Origin of the sequence: Flavobacterium plurextorum (genome assembly GCF_024638035.1) — a bacterium.
GTDB classification, from domain to species: Bacteria; Bacteroidota; Bacteroidia; order Flavobacteriales; family Flavobacteriaceae; genus Flavobacterium; species Flavobacterium plurextorum.
In genome coordinates this window covers 838,433-854,733 of sequence record NZ_CP100442.1, presented here as the reverse complement: position 1 = coordinate 854,733, position 16,301 = coordinate 838,433, and the positions used below count along the sequence as shown (strand labels likewise).

The 16,301-nt window shown below is 33.5% G+C and carries 17 protein-coding genes; 13 read left to right on the top strand and 4 right to left on the bottom strand.

Translation table 11 applies throughout. From position 1 onward, the window contains the following. Positions 1 to 4: 4 nt before the first annotated feature. The 5 genes from NLG42_RS04005 to proC all read left to right on the top strand — a co-directional run bounded on the left by NLG42_RS04005 (position 5) and on the right by proC (position 5,492). Entirely contained in the window at positions 5 to 1,786 is a 1,782-nt protein-coding gene (locus NLG42_RS04005; RefSeq protein ID WP_257683058.1) for a tetratricopeptide repeat protein, read from the top strand. Positions 1,787 to 1,893: 107 nt separating this feature from the next. Next, entirely contained in the window at positions 1,894 to 2,205 is a 312-nt protein-coding gene (locus tag NLG42_RS04000; protein WP_089057200.1) for a DUF4286 family protein, read from the top strand. A 154-nt stretch (positions 2,206 to 2,359) separates the two neighbouring features. Then, entirely contained in the window at positions 2,360 to 3,139 is a 780-nt protein-coding gene (gene rsmA / locus NLG42_RS03995) for a 16S rRNA (adenine(1518)-N(6)/adenine(1519)-N(6))-dimethyltransferase RsmA (protein WP_089053388.1), read from the top strand. After that, positions 3,129 to 4,535 carry a magnesium transporter gene (gene mgtE / locus NLG42_RS03990; protein WP_089057199.1) on the top strand — a complete coding sequence of 469 codons (1,407 nt, stop codon included), beginning with the start codon at positions 3,129 to 3,131 and terminating at the stop codon, positions 4,533 to 4,535. The genes rsmA and mgtE overlap by 11 nt, the downstream gene beginning before the upstream one ends. A gap of 180 nt (positions 4,536 to 4,715) precedes the next feature. Then, on the top strand, positions 4,716 to 5,492 hold the full coding sequence (gene proC, locus NLG42_RS03985) for a pyrroline-5-carboxylate reductase (RefSeq protein WP_089057198.1): 777 nt from the start codon (positions 4,716 to 4,718) through the stop codon (positions 5,490 to 5,492). Positions 5,493 to 5,563: 71 nt separating this feature from the next. Here proC and nhaA read toward each other — a convergent pair whose 3' ends face one another. Together nhaA and NLG42_RS03975 are read right to left on the bottom strand one after the other, a co-directional pair. Further along, positions 5,564 to 6,706 (bottom strand): Na+/H+ antiporter NhaA, encoded by a 1,143-nt coding sequence (gene nhaA / locus NLG42_RS03980; protein ID WP_257683057.1) that lies wholly within the window; start codon positions 6,704 to 6,706, stop codon positions 5,564 to 5,566. Positions 6,707 to 6,866: 160 nt separating this feature from the next. Then, positions 6,867 to 7,556 carry an alpha/beta hydrolase gene (locus tag NLG42_RS03975; RefSeq protein ID WP_257683056.1) on the bottom strand — a complete coding sequence of 230 codons (690 nt, stop codon included), beginning with the start codon at positions 7,554 to 7,556 and terminating at the stop codon, positions 6,867 to 6,869. 363 nt (positions 7,557 to 7,919) lie between these two features. On the opposite strand from NLG42_RS03975, the gene NLG42_RS03970 reads away from it, so the two are divergent. The 5 genes from NLG42_RS03970 (at position 7,920) to NLG42_RS03950 (ending at position 10,649) form a co-directional block, all read left to right on the top strand. Further along, positions 7,920 to 8,867 carry a 2-hydroxyacid dehydrogenase gene (locus NLG42_RS03970; RefSeq protein ID WP_257683055.1) on the top strand — a complete coding sequence of 316 codons (948 nt, stop codon included), beginning with the start codon at positions 7,920 to 7,922 and terminating at the stop codon, positions 8,865 to 8,867. Between the two features lie 179 nt (positions 8,868 to 9,046). Further along, positions 9,047 to 9,454, top strand: coding sequence for a DUF805 domain-containing protein (locus NLG42_RS03965; RefSeq protein ID WP_089057194.1), 408 nt, complete (start codon positions 9,047 to 9,049; stop codon positions 9,452 to 9,454). Positions 9,455 to 9,479: 25 nt separating this feature from the next. After that, positions 9,480 to 9,758: a TM2 domain-containing protein gene (locus tag NLG42_RS03960; protein WP_089057193.1), complete on the top strand. Its 279-nt coding sequence runs from the start codon at positions 9,480 to 9,482 to the stop codon at positions 9,756 to 9,758. 89 nt (positions 9,759 to 9,847) lie between these two features. Then, the gene (locus NLG42_RS03955) at positions 9,848 to 10,111 is read left to right on the top strand and encodes a TM2 domain-containing protein (protein WP_089057192.1); all 264 of its coding nucleotides are present in this window, start codon (positions 9,848 to 9,850) and stop codon (positions 10,109 to 10,111) included. 202 nt (positions 10,112 to 10,313) lie between these two features. After that, positions 10,314 to 10,649: a DUF805 domain-containing protein gene (locus tag NLG42_RS03950; RefSeq protein ID WP_089057191.1), complete on the top strand. Its 336-nt coding sequence runs from the start codon at positions 10,314 to 10,316 to the stop codon at positions 10,647 to 10,649. Between the two features lie 95 nt (positions 10,650 to 10,744). Here the strand turns inward: NLG42_RS03950 and NLG42_RS03945 are convergent, their stop codons facing one another. Continuing rightward, complete coding sequence (locus tag NLG42_RS03945) at positions 10,745 to 12,547, bottom strand: GNAT family N-acyltransferase (protein ID WP_089057190.1); 1,803 nt, start codon at positions 12,545 to 12,547, stop codon at positions 10,745 to 10,747. 120 nt (positions 12,548 to 12,667) lie between these two features. On the opposite strand from NLG42_RS03945, the gene NLG42_RS03940 reads away from it, so the two are divergent. The 3 genes from NLG42_RS03940 to NLG42_RS03930 all read left to right on the top strand — a co-directional run bounded on the left by NLG42_RS03940 (position 12,668) and on the right by NLG42_RS03930 (position 15,800). Continuing rightward, positions 12,668 to 13,429, top strand: a complete 762-nt coding sequence (locus NLG42_RS03940) for an exodeoxyribonuclease III (protein WP_089057189.1) — start codon at positions 12,668 to 12,670, stop codon at positions 13,427 to 13,429. 156 nt (positions 13,430 to 13,585) lie between these two features. Next, positions 13,586 to 14,530: an OmpA family protein gene (locus NLG42_RS03935; protein WP_089053376.1), complete on the top strand. Its 945-nt coding sequence runs from the start codon at positions 13,586 to 13,588 to the stop codon at positions 14,528 to 14,530. A 232-nt stretch (positions 14,531 to 14,762) separates the two neighbouring features. Beyond that, positions 14,763 to 15,800, top strand: a complete 1,038-nt coding sequence (locus NLG42_RS03930) for an aldo/keto reductase (protein WP_257683054.1) — start codon at positions 14,763 to 14,765, stop codon at positions 15,798 to 15,800. Between the two features lie 72 nt (positions 15,801 to 15,872). On the opposite strand, the gene NLG42_RS03925 is transcribed toward NLG42_RS03930, so the two are convergent. After that, positions 15,873 to 16,298, bottom strand: coding sequence for an RDD family protein (locus NLG42_RS03925; RefSeq protein ID WP_257683053.1), 426 nt, complete (start codon positions 16,296 to 16,298; stop codon positions 15,873 to 15,875). Positions 16,299 to 16,301 lie beyond the last annotated feature (3 nt).

Sequence of the window (16,301 nt, the reverse complement as noted above, 5' to 3'; positions counted from 1 at the left end):
GAATATGAAAAACATCTTTATCTATATCGTTTTGTTGTGGTCTGGTTTTGTGTTTTCGCAAAACGAGCAATTGGCAAATAATTACTACGAGAAAGGCGATTTTGAGAAAGCTAAACTGATTTATGAGGAGCTTGTAAAAGGTTCGCCCTCAAATACTCAGTATTTTTTAAGAACGGTAGACTGTTATCAACAGCTGCAAATGTATGATGTTGCCGAGAAAACGATTCAGGATCGCTATAACAAATACAAGCAAGGTGTTTTTTTAGTTGAATTAGGATATAATTTTCAGTTGCAAAAAAATGATTCTAAGGCTAAATCTTACTACGAGCAGGCAATCGATAAAATCAAAACAAGCCCTAATGATGTTTATGGAATTGGTAATTCTTTTGAGAAAAAAGTTCTGCTTGAATATGCGGTAAAAGCTTATCAAACAGGAATGCAGATCCAGCCCAATTATAATTTTAACTTTCAAATCGGGATGTTATACGGTCAGCTTGGGAAAACAGATCTAATGATTGATATGCTGCTGACAGAATCGTATCAGAATCCGCAAAACTCCAATTTGATACAAACACAGCTTGCCCGTTTTATGAATGGGGAAACAGATAATACAGCATTTAAAGATGCTATGCGAAAAGCCCTGATTTTAAAAACACAGAAAGATCAGGATGTTTTTTGGAATCATTATCTAAGCTGGTTTTATGTACAGCAGAAAGAATTTGGAAAAGCATTTATTCAAGAGAAAGCAATTTACAAACGAGAACCAGAATCATTAATAAGCATTGTAAACCTGAGTCAGTTTGCTATAAATGAAGATGATACTGACACGGCAGAAGAAATATTGAATTTCATTCTTCAAAACACCAAAGATTTAGATTTATTGGTAGAGAGTAATGCCCGTTTAATGCAGATTAAAATCGATAAAGCGCAGGAAAAAGATTATCCCGCAATTACAAATGAGCTGCAGCAATTGCTCACAACTTACGAAATAACTCCTTTTACCTTATCTTTGCAATTAATTCAAGCGCATTTTTTAGCTTTTAATCTAAAAAAGACAGAAGAAGCTAAGGCAATTGTGAAAAAAGCGCTGGAATTAAATTTGAACGCATATCAGCAGGCAGACGCTAAAATGGAACTTGCAGATATTTTGTTATTAGAAGAAAAATTCAATCAAGCATTAATTTATTATTCGCAGATTCAATTAGATCTAAAGAATGATGTTATGACGTATGAAGCAAGTTTAAAAGCTGCTAAAACAAGTTATTTTAAAACTGATTTTGATTGGGCTTTAACACAGTTTAAAGCATTAAAATCGGCAAATACACAATTGATTGCGAACGATGCTCTAGAGTATTTTTTGTTAATAAACGATAATAAAGCTGTCGATTCGACACAAACGGCTTTGAAACAGTTTGCAAAAGGTGATTTTTTAATTTATCAAAATAAAAAACCAGAAGCAATTGCGCAGTTTCAAAGCATATTGAAGACTTATAAAGGGCAGGAAATTGAAGCTGTTACAATGTTGCGTTTAGGTAAAATTTACGAGAGTTTGAAGGATTACAATTCGGCTTTAAGCCAATACCAACAAATTATCGATCACCACAGTGACGGAATTTATGTTGACGAAGCGCTGTTTTTTTCGGCAGAAATTTACAACGATGAATTGCACGATACAGAAAAGGCAAAGCCTTTATATGAAAAGGTAATTTTTAATCATCAGGATAGTATTTACTTTGTTGATGCCAGAAAAAAATACCGAGAGTTAAGAGGGGATAAGAATTTATAAATTCCAAATTCCAAAGAAAAGAATTAATAATGCGATGATTCAATAAAGGATTAAGTGCCTAAAAAGAAAAACTTAATACTTTAGAATCTCAGAATATTTAGAAAAAAATGATTATTTACAACGTTACAACCAATATACACGAAAGCGTTCACGACCAATGGTTAAAATGGATGCAGGAAAAACACATACCTGAAGTTTTGGCAACTCAAAAATTCTCATCGGCAAGAATTGTGAGAGTTTTAGTGGAAGAAGAAATGGGAGGTATTACATACTCAGTTCAATATATAACAGACAGCAGAGCTACTTTAGAAAAATATTATCTTGAAGATGCGCCTAAATTAAGACAAGAAGCATTAGAATTATTTGCTGATAAAATGCTTTCTTTTAGAACAGAGTTGGAGCTTATTTCAGAGCACTAAGTTTGAGTTTTAACCTCGGTTTTGCATTTTTAGTTAGAGAATTGAGACAAAAACTAAATAAAACTTTGTGTCTTTGAGTCTTAGTAGTAAAAAAGTTTGAGCCTTTGCAGCAAAAAGAATACTTTTGCGCCCTCGCGGCAAAACAAGATAGAAAATGGAAAAAGTAAAAGCCAAAAAACACTTAGGACAGCATTTCCTTAAAGACGAAAGCATCGCAAAAGCAATTGCCGATACTTTGAGCTTAAAGGGATATGAAGAGGTTTTAGAAATAGGACCTGGGATGGGTGTGCTTACTAAGTATTTGCTCGAGAAACCAATTAATACTCACGTGATCGAAATTGATACCGAATCTGTGGCGTATTTAGGGGAGAACTATCCAAAATTAAAAGATCAGATTATCTCTAAAGATTTTCTGAAATACAATATACATGAAGTATACGGAGATAAACAATTTGCAATAATTGGAAATTTCCCTTATAATATCTCTACTCAAATTGTTTTTAGAACATTAGAGTTTAGAGACCAGATTCCTGAGTTTTCAGGAATGTTTCAAAAAGAAGTTGCAGAACGAATCTGCGAGAAAAAAGGCTCCAAAGCCTATGGAATCTTATCTGTTTTAGCACAGGCTTTCTATGATACTGAGTATCTGTTTACGGTAGATGAAAATGTTTTTATTCCTCCGCCCAAGGTCAAGTCGGGTGTGATGAAAATGACCCGAAAGGAAGATTATAGCCTTCCTTGTGGCGAAAAGTTATTTTTTACAGTGGTAAAAACGGCTTTTCAGCAAAGACGAAAAACATTACGTAACAGTTTGAAAACATTAAATTTATCTGATAATCTGCGAGAAGACACTATCTTTGATAAACGTCCCGAACAGCTTAGTGTCGAGGAATTTATTGTTTTGACTCAAAAAATAGAAGCCGATGGAGTTTAAAATCAGTAAAGAGCTCATTAAGGAAATAGCACAGCTTATTCAAGCTAAGAACAATAAAGAGCTAGAAATTTTATTGAATGACATGCACCATGCTGATTTCGCCGAAATACTTGACGAAATTGACATTGCGGATGCTACTTATATTTTTAAGGTTTTAGACAGTGAAAAAACAGCCGAGATTCTTTTAGAATTAGAGGATGACTTACGTGAGAAAATCTTAAACCGACTTTCACCAAAAGAAATTGCGGAAGAGCTTGATGAGCTTGAAACAAATGATGCGGCAGATATTATTGGTGAACTTTCGAAAGATCGAAAGGCCGAAGTAATTTCTGAACTTCAAGACGTTGAGCACGCAAAAGGTATTGTAGACTTACTTCGTTATGATGAGGATACTGCCGGAGGTATCATGCATAAAGAATTAGTGAAAGTTAATGAAAACTGGAACGTTCTTACTTGTGTGAAGGAAATGCGTATTCAAGCCGAAAATGTTTCAAGAGTACATTCTATTTATGTGGTCGACGACGAAAATCGTCTTAAAGGCAGATTATCACTTAAGGATTTGCTGACTACTTCTACTAAAACACAAATTTCAGATATATACATTAGAAAATTATACTATGTAAATGTCGAAACGCCAGATGTTGAGGTTGCTCGTATGATGGATAAATATGATCTCGAAGCAATTCCCGTAGTTGATGAACTTGGTCGTTTAGTGGGTCGCATTACAATTGATGATATTATCGATGTTATTAAAGATGAAATCGAAAAAAGAGATACCGAAGATATTCAAAAATTTGGAGGTCTTGAAGCGTTAGAACTTCCTTACGTTCAAACCCGACTTGGTGAAATGGTAAAAAAGAGAGCAACTTGGTTAGTTGTTCTGTTTATAGGTGAAATGTTTACCGCTTCGGCAATGGGATTTTTTGAAGGAGAAATCGAAAAAGCCGTTGTTCTAGCCTTATTTGTACCGCTTATTATTTCGAGTGGAGGAAATTCTGGTTCACAAGCAGCAACTTTAATTATTCGTGCCATGGCTTTAAAAGAACTTACTTTAAAGGATTGGTGGTATGTAATGAAAAAAGAAATCGCTTCTGGATTTTTGCTTGGTGCGATTTTAGGTATTGTTGGTTTTATTAGAATTTTAGTTTGGCAGCAAAGCGGATTATATGAATATGGCGAGCACTGGTTGGCGATAGGAATGACAGTTTCACTTTCATTAGTATTTATTGTTTTGTGGGGAACACTTTCAGGATCAATGATACCCTTTTTATTGAAAAAACTTAAGCTGGATCCCGCAACTTCATCAGCGCCTTTTGTAGCTACTTTGGTTGATGTAACCGGATTAGTGATTTACTTTACAATTGCGTCCTTACTCTTAAAAGGAAAATTGTTGTAAAATAAAATAGGCTTGTTTACTGCATTGAATTAGGGTTTTACAACCGCTGAAGGATTTACAGATTTTAGATTTTTGCCACAAATTGATAGATTACAGTGATTTAAAATCTGTAAAATCTACGTAATTTACATGCCGAAAAACAGGCTGTTAATCAGTCGAAAATAATTAAAACCAAGCAGGATGAAAGTACATATTATAGGGGGAGGAAACCTAGGAGTTTCTATTGCCTTAGGAATTGCAAAATTTTCAAAAAACAATCAAGTTACCGTAACAAGAAGAAACACTGCAAGTATTCAATATTTATCTGAATACGGGATTACAGTTTCTAACGACAATAAACATAATATTCAGGAAGCTGATGTAGTGATTTTAACGATAAAACCCTATCAAGTTGATACCGTTTTAGCTGAAATTCTGCCGGTTATTCAAAATAAAACAATTGCTTCGGCAGTAAGCGGATTGTCTTTGGATGTTCTTCAATCTAAAACTAATAACGAATATCCAGTTGTGCGTATTATGCCAAACATTGCGGCGCAGTTTGGAGAATCGGCAACCTGTATTTCTTTTCCAGAAAAAGACCGCGAAAAAGCACTGCCAATTGTCGATCTATTTCAAGATTTAGGAACAGCTCCGGTAATTGATGAAAAATTAATGGATGCAGCGACCGTTTTAGGCGCGTGCGGTACTGCGTATGCCTTGCGTTACATTCGTGCTTCTATGCAGGCAGGAATTGAAATTGGATTCGATTCAAACACAGCTCTAGCAATTGCTGCACAAACCGTAAAAGGAGCGGCAAAAATGTTGTTAGAAGAAAAAGTACATCCAGAACAATTAATCGACCGTGTAACAACGCCTCAAGGCTGTACAATTGTTGGTTTGAATGAAATGGAACACAATGGTTTCAGTTCGTCATTGATAAAAGGAATTAAGACTTCTTTGAAACAAATTAAGGGCTGAGAATAAATAAAAACGATATTTAAAAATCCTAATTCCAAACTTGATAAGCACGGAATTAGGATTTTTTATTTTTAGACTTTTTTCTTTCCTAAAACATATTTGAGGTAAACAAAACCAAATAGGCCAGATAATACAGAAGCGATTAAAATCGCTATTTTAGAAAATATAATAGTTTCGGGATCTTTAAAAGCGAGAATTGTGATAAAGATAGACATTGTAAAACCAATACCTCCAAGCATTCCTGCTCCTAAAATATGCGCCCATTTTAAGTTTTTAGGTAAAGCGCATAATCCGGCACTAACACCAATTGACGAAAAGAGTAAGATTCCTAACGGTTTTCCAACTACTAATCCTAAAATAATTCCAAAAGTATTTGGATGATTTAATCCTTGATGCCAGTCAGATTCGATTGCGATACAAGTGTTTGCAACAGCAAAAAGAGGTAAAATTACAAAGGCAACAGGTTTATGTAAAAAATGCTGCAGCTTATAAGAAGAAGATTGTTCGTCTCCATTGCCAAACGGAATTACAAAAGCAAGTATAACGCCGGTAATAGTTGCGTGAACGCCTGAATTAAGCATAAAATACCACATAACAACTCCGCCAATTAGATATGGAATTAGATTGTGAATTTTCATTCGATTCAAAACAAACAAGAAAATCCATATTCCTAAAGCAATAGCGAGGTTTACAAAAGCAATCGAAGTGGTGTAAAATACTGCAATTACAATTATAGCACCCAAATCATCAATAACTGCAAGAGCTGTTAAAAAAACTTTTAATGATGACGGAACTCTGCTTCCTAAAAGCGAAAGAATACCAATCGCAAAAGCAATATCCGTTGCCATCGGAATTCCTGCGCCGTTTTGAGTTGCTGTTCCAAAGTTTAACGCTAGAAATATAGCGGCAGGAACCAGCATTCCTCCAAAAGCAGCCATTATAGGCAGTGAAGCATTTTTTATGCTGGACAATTCGCCATGATAAATTTCTCTTTCTAATTCTAAACCAATTAATAAAAAGAAAATAGTCATTAAACCATCATTAATCCAATGTGTGATAGAGTGACCATTGAAATCTTTTTCCCAAAACGATATATATTCAGGAGCATAAGAAGAATTAGCCAGATACAACGAAACAATCGTAACAAATAATAGAAGCAGCCCGCCTGATTTTTCGTTTGCAAAAAAGGCTTTAAAAGTTTTGGTTAGTTTCATTTGAAAGGTATAATAATTTAGAAAGAAAGAATTTTCTTTAACTCTTGTTTTTCAAAGTTAAAAAAAATATAACCAATAAAAAATTCTGACGTTTTGTAATGAGGTATTTCTTTTCTAAATCCATAAAAAAAACCGCCTGAAATTGGCGGTTTTAAGTTTTTTAGAGAGTTGCCGCGGCTTCTAGAATTAGAGCACTAACTTCTTTCGGTTTTGATGCCAAAGAAGCATGGCCAGCGTCTAAATGAATGATTTTTTTAGCATTTAATTGTTCTGCCATTTCTTTCTGAGTTTCTGGCGGAATCATATTATCGTGGTTAGAAATTTGATACCAGCTAGGTTTAGTTTTCCAAGCAGGTTCGCCAGCTTGATCTCCAAAACATTGACCATGTATTGGTTTTTGAGCCAATGCCATAACTAAAGCTCTTTCTTCATCTAAATCTTGTCCAAACGATTTGTGAAATTCATCATACTTAATCCATAAGAATCCTTTAGGATCAGGATAGATGCTCGCGCCCCCTGAGCCGGCTCTGCGTCCTAAAAGCGCTCCTAAACTATCTCCTGCATCTGGTGCAAATGCTGCGATATAAACCAAGCCCGCAACTTTGTCGTGGTTTCCCGCTCCAGAAATTACAGCTCCTCCATATGAATGCCCAACTAGAAGAACTTTGCCTTCTTGAGCATCAATTAAATCTTTTGTTTTATTAATGTCATCCTGTAAAGAAGTTAAAGGATTTTGAACACTACGTACTTTATATCCTTTTTTTGCTAGTTCAGGAATTACATATTGCCAATGTGATCCATCTCCCCACGCTCCGTGAACCAAAATAATGGTTAAATCTTGTGTTGCCATAATTGTTTTATTGTTTAATTGGTTAAAATGTAAATTGCTTATTTAGAATTTAATATCAGTTTGTTTAAACGATTTGTGCACTTTTTTTGAGGTTAAGAACAATAAAGCAGGAATTTGTTATTTGTTTGATTAGCAGTTGTATATAAAATTATGAAAATTAATTGATTAACTATTATAGTGATTCATTTTTGTAATGTTAAAAATAATGAAGCAGAGGGCTGCCAACAGGTTTGAGGGCTATATCTTTAATTTATTGAAAATATATGTAGGTTTCTTTACAATAGTTAACGTTTAATAGGATTAATAATTCAATAAAAAACTAAGAGAATTAACCGTATTTTTGTTTTAATAAATTAAATAAAAATGAGTGTAAAAATTCTACATATCGATAGTAACCATCCAATTTTATGGAAACAGTTGGAAGAGGCTGGTTTTGAAAACTATGCCGATTTTACTTCTTCAAAAGAAGAAATTGAGGCGAAAATTCAAGATTATAATGGAATCGTAATTCGCAGCCGATTTAAAATCGATAAAACATTTCTAGACAAAGCTGTCAATTTACAGTTTATTGCAAGAGTTGGCGCAGGTTTAGAAAGTATTGACTGTGATTATGCTTTGGATAAAGATATCGAATTAATAGCTGCTCCTGAAGGGAATTGTAATGCTGTTGCAGAGCATACTTTAGGAATGATTCTTTCTCTTTTTAATAAATTGAATATTGCCGATTACGAAATTCGTTCAGGTCAATGGAATAGAGAAAGTAATCGCGGTCATGAACTTGATGGAAAAACCGTTGGGATTATTGGATATGGAAATATGGGTAAAGCTTTCGCAAAAAAATTAAGAGGATTTGATGTTGAGGTTTTGTGTTATGATATTCAAAATAATGTAGGTGATGAAAATGCCAGACAGGTTTCATTAGAAGAGCTTCATGAAAAAACGGATGTATTGAGCTTGCATATTCCGTGGACACCAGAAACGGATAAAATGGTTGATGCTACATTTATTAATGAATTCAAAAAACCAATATGGATCATTAATACTTCACGAGGTAAAAATATTGTAACGGCCGACTTGGTTGCAACAATGAAGTTAGGAAAAGTATTGGGTGCAGGTTTAGATGTTTTGGAGTACGAAAAGCTGTCTTTTGAAACACTTTTTCAAGATAAAAACACGCCAGAAGCTTTCCAATATCTTTTAGATGGAAGAAAAGTGATCTTAACACCGCACATTGCAGGATGGACTTTTGAAAGTCATGAACGACTGGCGCAGGTTATTGTAGATAAAATAAAAGCCATTTATAAAAAGTAAATAGTACATCCTCGATAGTTAACATTTTATAACGAGTTTTTTCTTGTGAAAAAACTCATGTCATAATTAGTTTATAAAATTAATTTTTGATAATATTGTTGCGATTTTAACAAAATTTAAAGGAAGAAATAATCAAAGTCTTCAAATGCAATAAATATTAACAAACTAATTTATTATTTATGATTGAGTGGTACAAAAAAGTAGTTTTTGAGAACTATGCGAATTTTTCAGGTCGTGCAAGAAGAAGTGAATATTGGTATTATACATTAGCGACCATAATTGTTTCTATAATACTTTCAACTTTAGATAATTTTGCTGGTTTGACTTTTGGTCTTGCAGATTCAGGAATATTATCGTCGATTTATAGCTTATTGGTTTTTTTACCTGGTTTAGGAGTATTGGTAAGACGTTTACATGACGTGGGTAAAAGCGGTTGGTTTTTTCTGATCGTGTTACTTCCAATAGCTGGTGTTATTTGGCTGCTTATTGTGCTATGTACCGAAGGTAATAGCGGTGCAAATGCTTACGGGCCAGATCCTAAGGATAATTTTGATGAAATAAATGAAATAGGAAGAGCTGAAATTTAAATAATTTAAAATACAATAATATAAAATGGAAAATACAAAACCAGAAGCTTGGAATACTCCATCAGCTCCAAGACAAGAAAATAAGAAAGTACTAGCGGGAATTATGGGGATAATTTTTGGATACTTAGGGGTTCATAAATTTATTCTTGGATATACTAAAGAAGGTATAATTCAAATAGTAATTACAATTGTTACTTGTGGAGCTGGAAGTATCATTGGATTTATAGAAGGAATTATCTATTTAACGAAATCTGATGAAGACTTTTATCAAACGTATCAAGTTGGAAAAAAAGGCTGGTTCTAAAATATATATTCCCATTTGCAATTAGCAAATGGGATTTTTTTGATTACCCCGTATTATTTAATTAACTATTGAATTTAAAAATATAAATCATGGAAAACACACAGTCGGAGTTTGGAAATTCTAAACCAGAGAATAAAAAAGTTGTAGCAGGAGTTCTTGCGATTTTGCTTGGAGTATTTGGAGTGCATAAGTTTTATCTAGGTTATACTAAAGAAGGTATTATTCAGCTTATTTTAGGGTTGCTATGCGGAATAGGTGGAGTAATAGGTCTTATAGAGGGAATTATCTATTTAACGAAGAGCGATGAGGAGTTTTATCAGACTTATCAGGTTGGTCAGAAAACTTGGTTCTAAAACAACAAAAAATCCCATTCAATACTGAATGGGATTTTTGTTTGTAAGTAGTACGTTCTTTAAAAAAAATGTCTTTTTTTGATATTATAATGTCTGCTAGTTTCTTTAAATAATTGTAAAAGTAAGTAATCTTGAACTTTGTTAAAAAGCGATGGAGTAACTGAAAATCCACAAAGAGTAGGGCAATTTTAAAGATTTTATTATGTTAGAAATGTACAAAAAAGTAGTTATGGAAAACTACGCAAATTTTAATGGAAGAGCTAGAAGAAGAGAATTTTGGATGTTCTGTTTAATGAACTTGATAATTAGTTTTGCTATTGGTTTCGTTTTAGGACTTTTAGCCCCAAAAGCAGCTTTCATTGCAAATATTTATAGCTTGGCAGTTTTAGTTCCCTCCATTGCAGTTGCCATCAGAAGAATGCATGATATTGGTAAAAGCGGCTGGTATATTCTTATTCCAATTTATAATATTGTGTTATTTGCCACTGAAGGTGAAAAGGGATCAAATCAATACGGTGCAGATCCTAAAATGAATTAGAAGAATAAAGTTTAATTTATTTTTAAATAAACGATCTAACTAAAAAATCCCATTTGTGATCACAAATGGGATTTTTTTATTTTGAGAGATTACAGCTAATCTTCTTTTTCAGATAATTTACGCTCTAATTCTATTTGAAATTCTTCAATAACAGGTTTCATGGTGCTTTCTGGAATATCAGCGATTCTAATGTACATTAAGCCGTCAACAGCGTTATTGAACAAGGGATCTACATTGAAAGCAACTACGCGCGCATTTTGCTTGATGTACTTTTTAATTAAAACAGGTAAACGTAAATTTCCTGGCTCTAATTCATCAATGATTTTATCAAATTTATTTAAGTCAGATTCAGCTTCGTCGAAGATAAAGTCTTTATCTGCATCCTTTAATTTTACTTTGTAAGCTTTCTTCGGATGAATGTATTGTGCAATATAAGGATCATAATAATTTGATTTCATGAACTCAATCATCAACGATTTAGAGAAATCAGAAAACTGATTACTGATACTTACGCCGCCTAATAAATATTTATGTTCAGGATGGCGAAGAGTAGTGTGTATAATTCCTTTCCACAACAAGAACAAAGGCATTGGTTTTTGCTGATATTCACGAATGATAAACGCGCGTCCCATTTCAATCGATTTGTGCATCATATCGTGAAGTTCTGGTTCAAATCTAAAAAGATCTGTCAAGTAGAAACCTTCAATACCATATTTAGGATAAATTTCAGAACCTAATCCCATACGGTAAGCACCTGCGATTTTTTTGGTTTCATCATCCCATAAAAACATATGGTGATAATATTGATCGTATTCGTCTAGATCGATAGATTCATTGGTTCCTTCACCTACTTCTCTAAAAGTAATTTCACGCAAACGGCCAATTTCATGCAGAATATTCGGGATAGATTTTGCGCGTGCAAAAAATACTTCGTAATTTTTGCTTTGCAGCAAGCGGCAATCACTATTTCTTAACGCATTAACCTCGTCAATCATTTTTGATTCGTTCGCCGGCGTAACAATTTTTTTAGGTGCCTTTGGTATTTTTAGACTTGCTGTATCAATCAGTTTGGTGTCTTTTTCAAACGGATTAGCCAGCATATAAGTTTTCTTTCTTAAGAATTCAGAATATTCTTCAAACGATTCGATTTCGTTTTGCTCGTTAACAGAAATTGGTTTTCCAATACGAACTTTAATCACGCGATCTTTCTGTGTCAGTAATTCCGAAGGTAGTTTTGCAGTACGCAAAGTATCATCAATTTTAGAAAGCCAGTAGAATAACTTACTGTTTTTAGCATGAAAATAAATGGGTACAACTGGAACTTTAGCTTTTCTGATTAATTTTAATGCACCTTCTTCCCAAGGTTTATCAACTACTAATTTTCCGTCTTTATAAGTTGAAACTTCACCGGCAGGGAATATTCCTAAAGGTTTTCCGTCGCTTAAGTGGCGTAAAGTTTCTTTAATTCCGACCACGCTCGATTTAACATCCTTATGATTTTCAAAAGGATTTACGGGCATGATGTATTTTTTAAGAGGAACAATTCGGTGCAATAAAAAATTAGCAATAATCTTGAAATTTGGTTCTCTTTCGAGCATTAATTTCAAAAGTAAAATACCATCAATTCCTCCAAGCGGATGGTTTGAAATGGTAATGTAAGCGCCGTCTTTTGGTAAACGTTTTAAATCTTCTTCAGGAATTTCAAATTTGATTTCCATTTCATCCAAAATCCCGTTCAAAAACGCAACATCCTCTAAGTGTTTATTGTGATCGTAAATTTTATTTAGGGTAGAGATCTTAAGGACCTTCATAAGAATCCAGCCTGAAAAAGTACCAAACACTCCGTACTTATCAACATTTATTGCTTTTGCAACTTCTTTCGCGGTAACTAAACCCATGTACTATTTTTAAATTATTAGAGCAGCCAACAAAGATAACAAAAAACTCTACTTTTCGTTTATTCAAACGCAAACTTTCCACTTTTTTATTACATTTGGAATCCTTAAAAATACAATCTGATGAAAATTATTTCTTATAATGTAAACGGAATTCGTGCTGCAATTAATAAAGGTTTTATCGAATGGCTGCAACAGGCAAATCCTGATGTAATCTGCCTTCAGGAAATCAAAGCTACGCAAGATCAAATTCCAGTTGACGATATCACGGCCGCAGGCTATCCTTATCAATATTACTATCCAGCAACAAAAAAAGGATACAGCGGTGTTGCAATTTTGTCGAAAACAAAACCTAATAATGTAGTTTTTGGTACAGGAATTCATCATATGGATTTTGAAGGACGTAATCTTCGCGCTGATTTTGATGATGTTTCGGTAATGAGTTTGTATCTTCCGTCAGGAACAAATATTGAAAGATTAGATCATAAATTTATGTTTATGGATGATTTTCAAACGTACATTAACGAATTAAAAATCGCTATTCCCAATCTAGTTATTTGCGGTGATTATAATATTTGCCACGAAGCGATAGATATTCATGATCCGGTGCGCAATAAAACAGTTTCAGGTTTTTTACCTGCTGAACGCGCATGGCTGGATGCTTTTATGAAATCTGGTTTTATAGACAGTTTCCGTCATTTTAATAAAGATCCGCATCATTATTCGTGGTGGAGCTATCGTGCAGGAGCGAGAGGAAATAATAAAGGCTGGCGTATCGATTACAATTTGGTAAGTGCTTCAATGGAACATCGTTTAAAACGTGCCGTGATTCTTCCAGATGCGATGCATTCAGATCATTGTCCGGTTTTAGTCGAGATTGAGTAAAATTTGGTATTGTTCTTGTTGAGAGAAACGTGATTCGGAAATTCTGATAAATTGAATTTTACTTTGAATTTAAAGAAAAAGTTCATTTCGATTCTATTCGAATTATCACTAAAAACAGGAATTAATAATACGCTTCAAATAAAAAAAGAAAATAAAATGATTAAAAAAGCTTCGATAGGATTAGTGGTTTTGGCTCTGTCTATGACTTCTTGTGTGTCTAAAAAGATTTACAATGATTTGGAAACAAAGTATTCAGATCTTAAAAAAGAAAATCGTTCGATTGCAGATCAAAATGCCGATTTGCAAAAATCTAAAAATCAACTGGAATTAGAACGTGATAATTTAACCAAAGATTTAAACAGCACGAAAGATGAATTGGCAAAACAAAAAGCTGATTTAGCCGCTGCGCAAAATAAATATAAGGTTTTACAAGATTCATACAATGCTCTTGAAAAAAACAGCAATGACGCATTGGAGAAAAACATGAATAAAAACCGCGAATTGTTAGCGCAATTAGAAGCGAAATCTAAGAAACTGGCTGAAGAACAAGCAAGTCTTGATAAAACGGCAAGTCGATTAAAAGAGCTTGAAGATATGATTGCTGCTAAAGAGGAATCAATGCGTAAACTGAAAGAAACTTTATCGAAAGCTTTAAATGGTTTTGAAGGTAAAGGTTTGACAGTGGAACAAAAGAATGGAAAAGTGTATGTTTCTATGGAGAATAAACTGCTTTTCAATTCAGGAAGCTGGGCCGTTGGGACAGAAGGAAGAAAAGCTGTTGTAGAATTAGGAAAAGTTCTAGGTGACAATCCTGATCTTTCAGTTCTTATTGAAGGACATACAGATGATGATCCGTATGCTGGTTCTGGGCCAATTGCAAACAACTGGGATTTATCTACTAAAAGAGCGACTGCAATTGTGGCTATTTTAAGTGAAAATGCTAAAATCAACAAACAAAAATTAACTGCGGCAGGAAGAAGTGAATTCTCTCCTTTAGCAAGTAATGCTACTCCAGAAGGAAAAGCTAAAAACCGCAGAATCGAAATTATTTTAACTCCAAGATTAGACGAGATTGCAGAGATGCTTAATAGTATTAATTAAGTAGCTGAGGTTCTGAGGAACTAAGGTGCTAAGTTTTTTTAAAGGTTCAAAGTTTTGCTTTGAGCCTTTTTTATTGCCCTGAATTTAACTTAGTACCTCAGAAAAACTTGTAGTTTTTTTAACTATTTAGAGATTTTCATTTGAAGAATAGCATCGTATATTTGAAGCTTATTATTTGAAAAAAGAAACCTTAGAATCTTAGTTTCTCAGAACCTTAGTACCTTAGAAAAAAATGAAATACACTACATTACCAAATACCGATATAAAAGTTAGTAAAATCAACCTTGGAACCATGACTTTTGGTCAACAGAATACAGAGGCAGAAGGTCATGCTCAAATGGATTATGCACTTGAACAAGGCGTGAACTTTTTTGATACTGCAGAGATGTATTCGGTGCCGGCAAGTGAAGCAACGTACGGAAGCACAGAAAAAGTTATTGGAACGTGGTTTAAAAAATCAGGAAACCGTGATAAAGTCGTTTTAGCTTCTAAAATAGCAGGACCAAATCCGAATTTTGGTTATATGCGTGAGAAATTAGATTTTTCGCCTGCAAGTATTAAATATGCTTTAGAAAACAGTTTAAAGCGTTTGCAGACAGATTATATTGATTTGTATCAAATGCATTGGCCGGAAAGAAAAACTAATAATTTTGGGCACCGCGCATTTACAGGTTTTGAAGATGCATGGGAAGATAATTTTAGAGAAATTTTAGAAACGTTTGATGGATTAATTAAAGAAGGAAAAATTAAACATATTGGTGTTTCAAATGAGAATTCTTGGGGAATGATGCGTCTTTTGGAAGAAAGTAAATATCATAATCTGCCTAGAATTAAAACCGTTCAAAATCCATATTCATTATTAAATCGTCTTTTTGAAGTGAATTCTGCCGAAGTTTCAATGCATGAAAATGTTGGATTGTTGGCTTATTCGCCTTTAGCATTTGGAGTTTTAACGGGTAAATTTTTAACAGGAGAAGCACATCCAAATTCTAGAATAAAACTCTTTCCTCAATACACGCGTTACAATAGTGAGCAATGCACACAAGCAACAAAGTTGTATTTAGAAATAGCCAAAAAACATGGTTTAACTTTAACAGAGTTGGCAATGGGATTTGTATTGCAGCAGCCGTTTTTAACTAGTGCAATTATTGGTGCAACGACTTTAGAACAATTAAAAGAAAATATCGCCACAATTGATGTTGTGCTTTCAAAAGAAATTATCGCCGAAATTAATCATGTTCAGGCAATAATTCCTGATCCTGCGCCTTAAATAATAATTTTAATTAAAGCAAATTCCACAAATTTGCACAGATTTAATCTGTGTAAATTTGTGGAATTTATGTTATACTAATTTTGGTCTTACTATTGTTTTAGATATTAAGTCTCCAATTTTTTGGTTTTTCTTTGTTAAAAGAAATGGAATTATAAAAAGAAAAGGGCAGACTATCTCCAATAAATCAAAAGCTCTCCTAATAATTATTTTATAGTATTTTTTATAGTATTTTTTGTAGCTATTTTTTTCAGATGTTATATCAGATGTCATTTCCAACTTGAAAATGTACTTTCCAACAGTTTTGTTCATAAAAATATCCTGAGAAAGAAAAACAATATAATATAATAAAAATACTATGCCTGAATGGGTATACCTATTACCATCGACTTCTTTGTAGTAAATAAATGGTTCTAGTACTTTTAATATAATGGCAAATATTAAGATGTCTATTAAAGCTGCAGTAAGTCTTATTGATAAAAGTTTTAGTTTACTCATAAT

Bases quoted from the DNA above. Each gene is read 5' to 3' on its own strand.
- NLG42_RS04005 (WP_257683058.1), top strand. From the start codon at position 5: ATGAAAAACATCTTTATCTATATCGTTTTGTTGTGGTCTGGTTTTGTG.
- NLG42_RS04000 (WP_089057200.1), top strand. From the start codon at position 1,894: ATGATTATTTACAACGTTACAACCAATATACACGAAAGCGTTCACGAC.
- rsmA (WP_089053388.1), top strand. From the start codon at position 2,360: ATGGAAAAAGTAAAAGCCAAAAAACACTTAGGACAGCATTTCCTTAAA.
- mgtE (WP_089057199.1), top strand. From the start codon at position 3,129: ATGGAGTTTAAAATCAGTAAAGAGCTCATTAAGGAAATAGCACAGCTT.
- proC (WP_089057198.1), top strand. From the start codon at position 4,716: ATGAAAGTACATATTATAGGGGGAGGAAACCTAGGAGTTTCTATTGCC.
- nhaA (WP_257683057.1), bottom strand. From the start codon at position 6,706: ATGAAACTAACCAAAACTTTTAAAGCCTTTTTTGCAAACGAAAAATCA.
- NLG42_RS03975 (WP_257683056.1), bottom strand. From the start codon at position 7,556: ATGGCAACACAAGATTTAACCATTATTTTGGTTCACGGAGCGTGGGGA.
- NLG42_RS03970 (WP_257683055.1), top strand. From the start codon at position 7,920: ATGAGTGTAAAAATTCTACATATCGATAGTAACCATCCAATTTTATGG.
- NLG42_RS03965 (WP_089057194.1), top strand. From the start codon at position 9,047: ATGATTGAGTGGTACAAAAAAGTAGTTTTTGAGAACTATGCGAATTTT.
- NLG42_RS03960 (WP_089057193.1), top strand. From the start codon at position 9,480: ATGGAAAATACAAAACCAGAAGCTTGGAATACTCCATCAGCTCCAAGA.
- NLG42_RS03955 (WP_089057192.1), top strand. From the start codon at position 9,848: ATGGAAAACACACAGTCGGAGTTTGGAAATTCTAAACCAGAGAATAAA.
- NLG42_RS03950 (WP_089057191.1), top strand. From the start codon at position 10,314: ATGTTAGAAATGTACAAAAAAGTAGTTATGGAAAACTACGCAAATTTT.
- NLG42_RS03945 (WP_089057190.1), bottom strand. From the start codon at position 12,547: ATGGGTTTAGTTACCGCGAAAGAAGTTGCAAAAGCAATAAATGTTGAT.
- NLG42_RS03940 (WP_089057189.1), top strand. From the start codon at position 12,668: ATGAAAATTATTTCTTATAATGTAAACGGAATTCGTGCTGCAATTAAT.
- NLG42_RS03935 (WP_089053376.1), top strand. From the start codon at position 13,586: ATGATTAAAAAAGCTTCGATAGGATTAGTGGTTTTGGCTCTGTCTATG.
- NLG42_RS03930 (WP_257683054.1), top strand. From the start codon at position 14,763: ATGAAATACACTACATTACCAAATACCGATATAAAAGTTAGTAAAATC.
- NLG42_RS03925 (WP_257683053.1), bottom strand. From the start codon at position 16,298: ATGAGTAAACTAAAACTTTTATCAATAAGACTTACTGCAGCTTTAATA.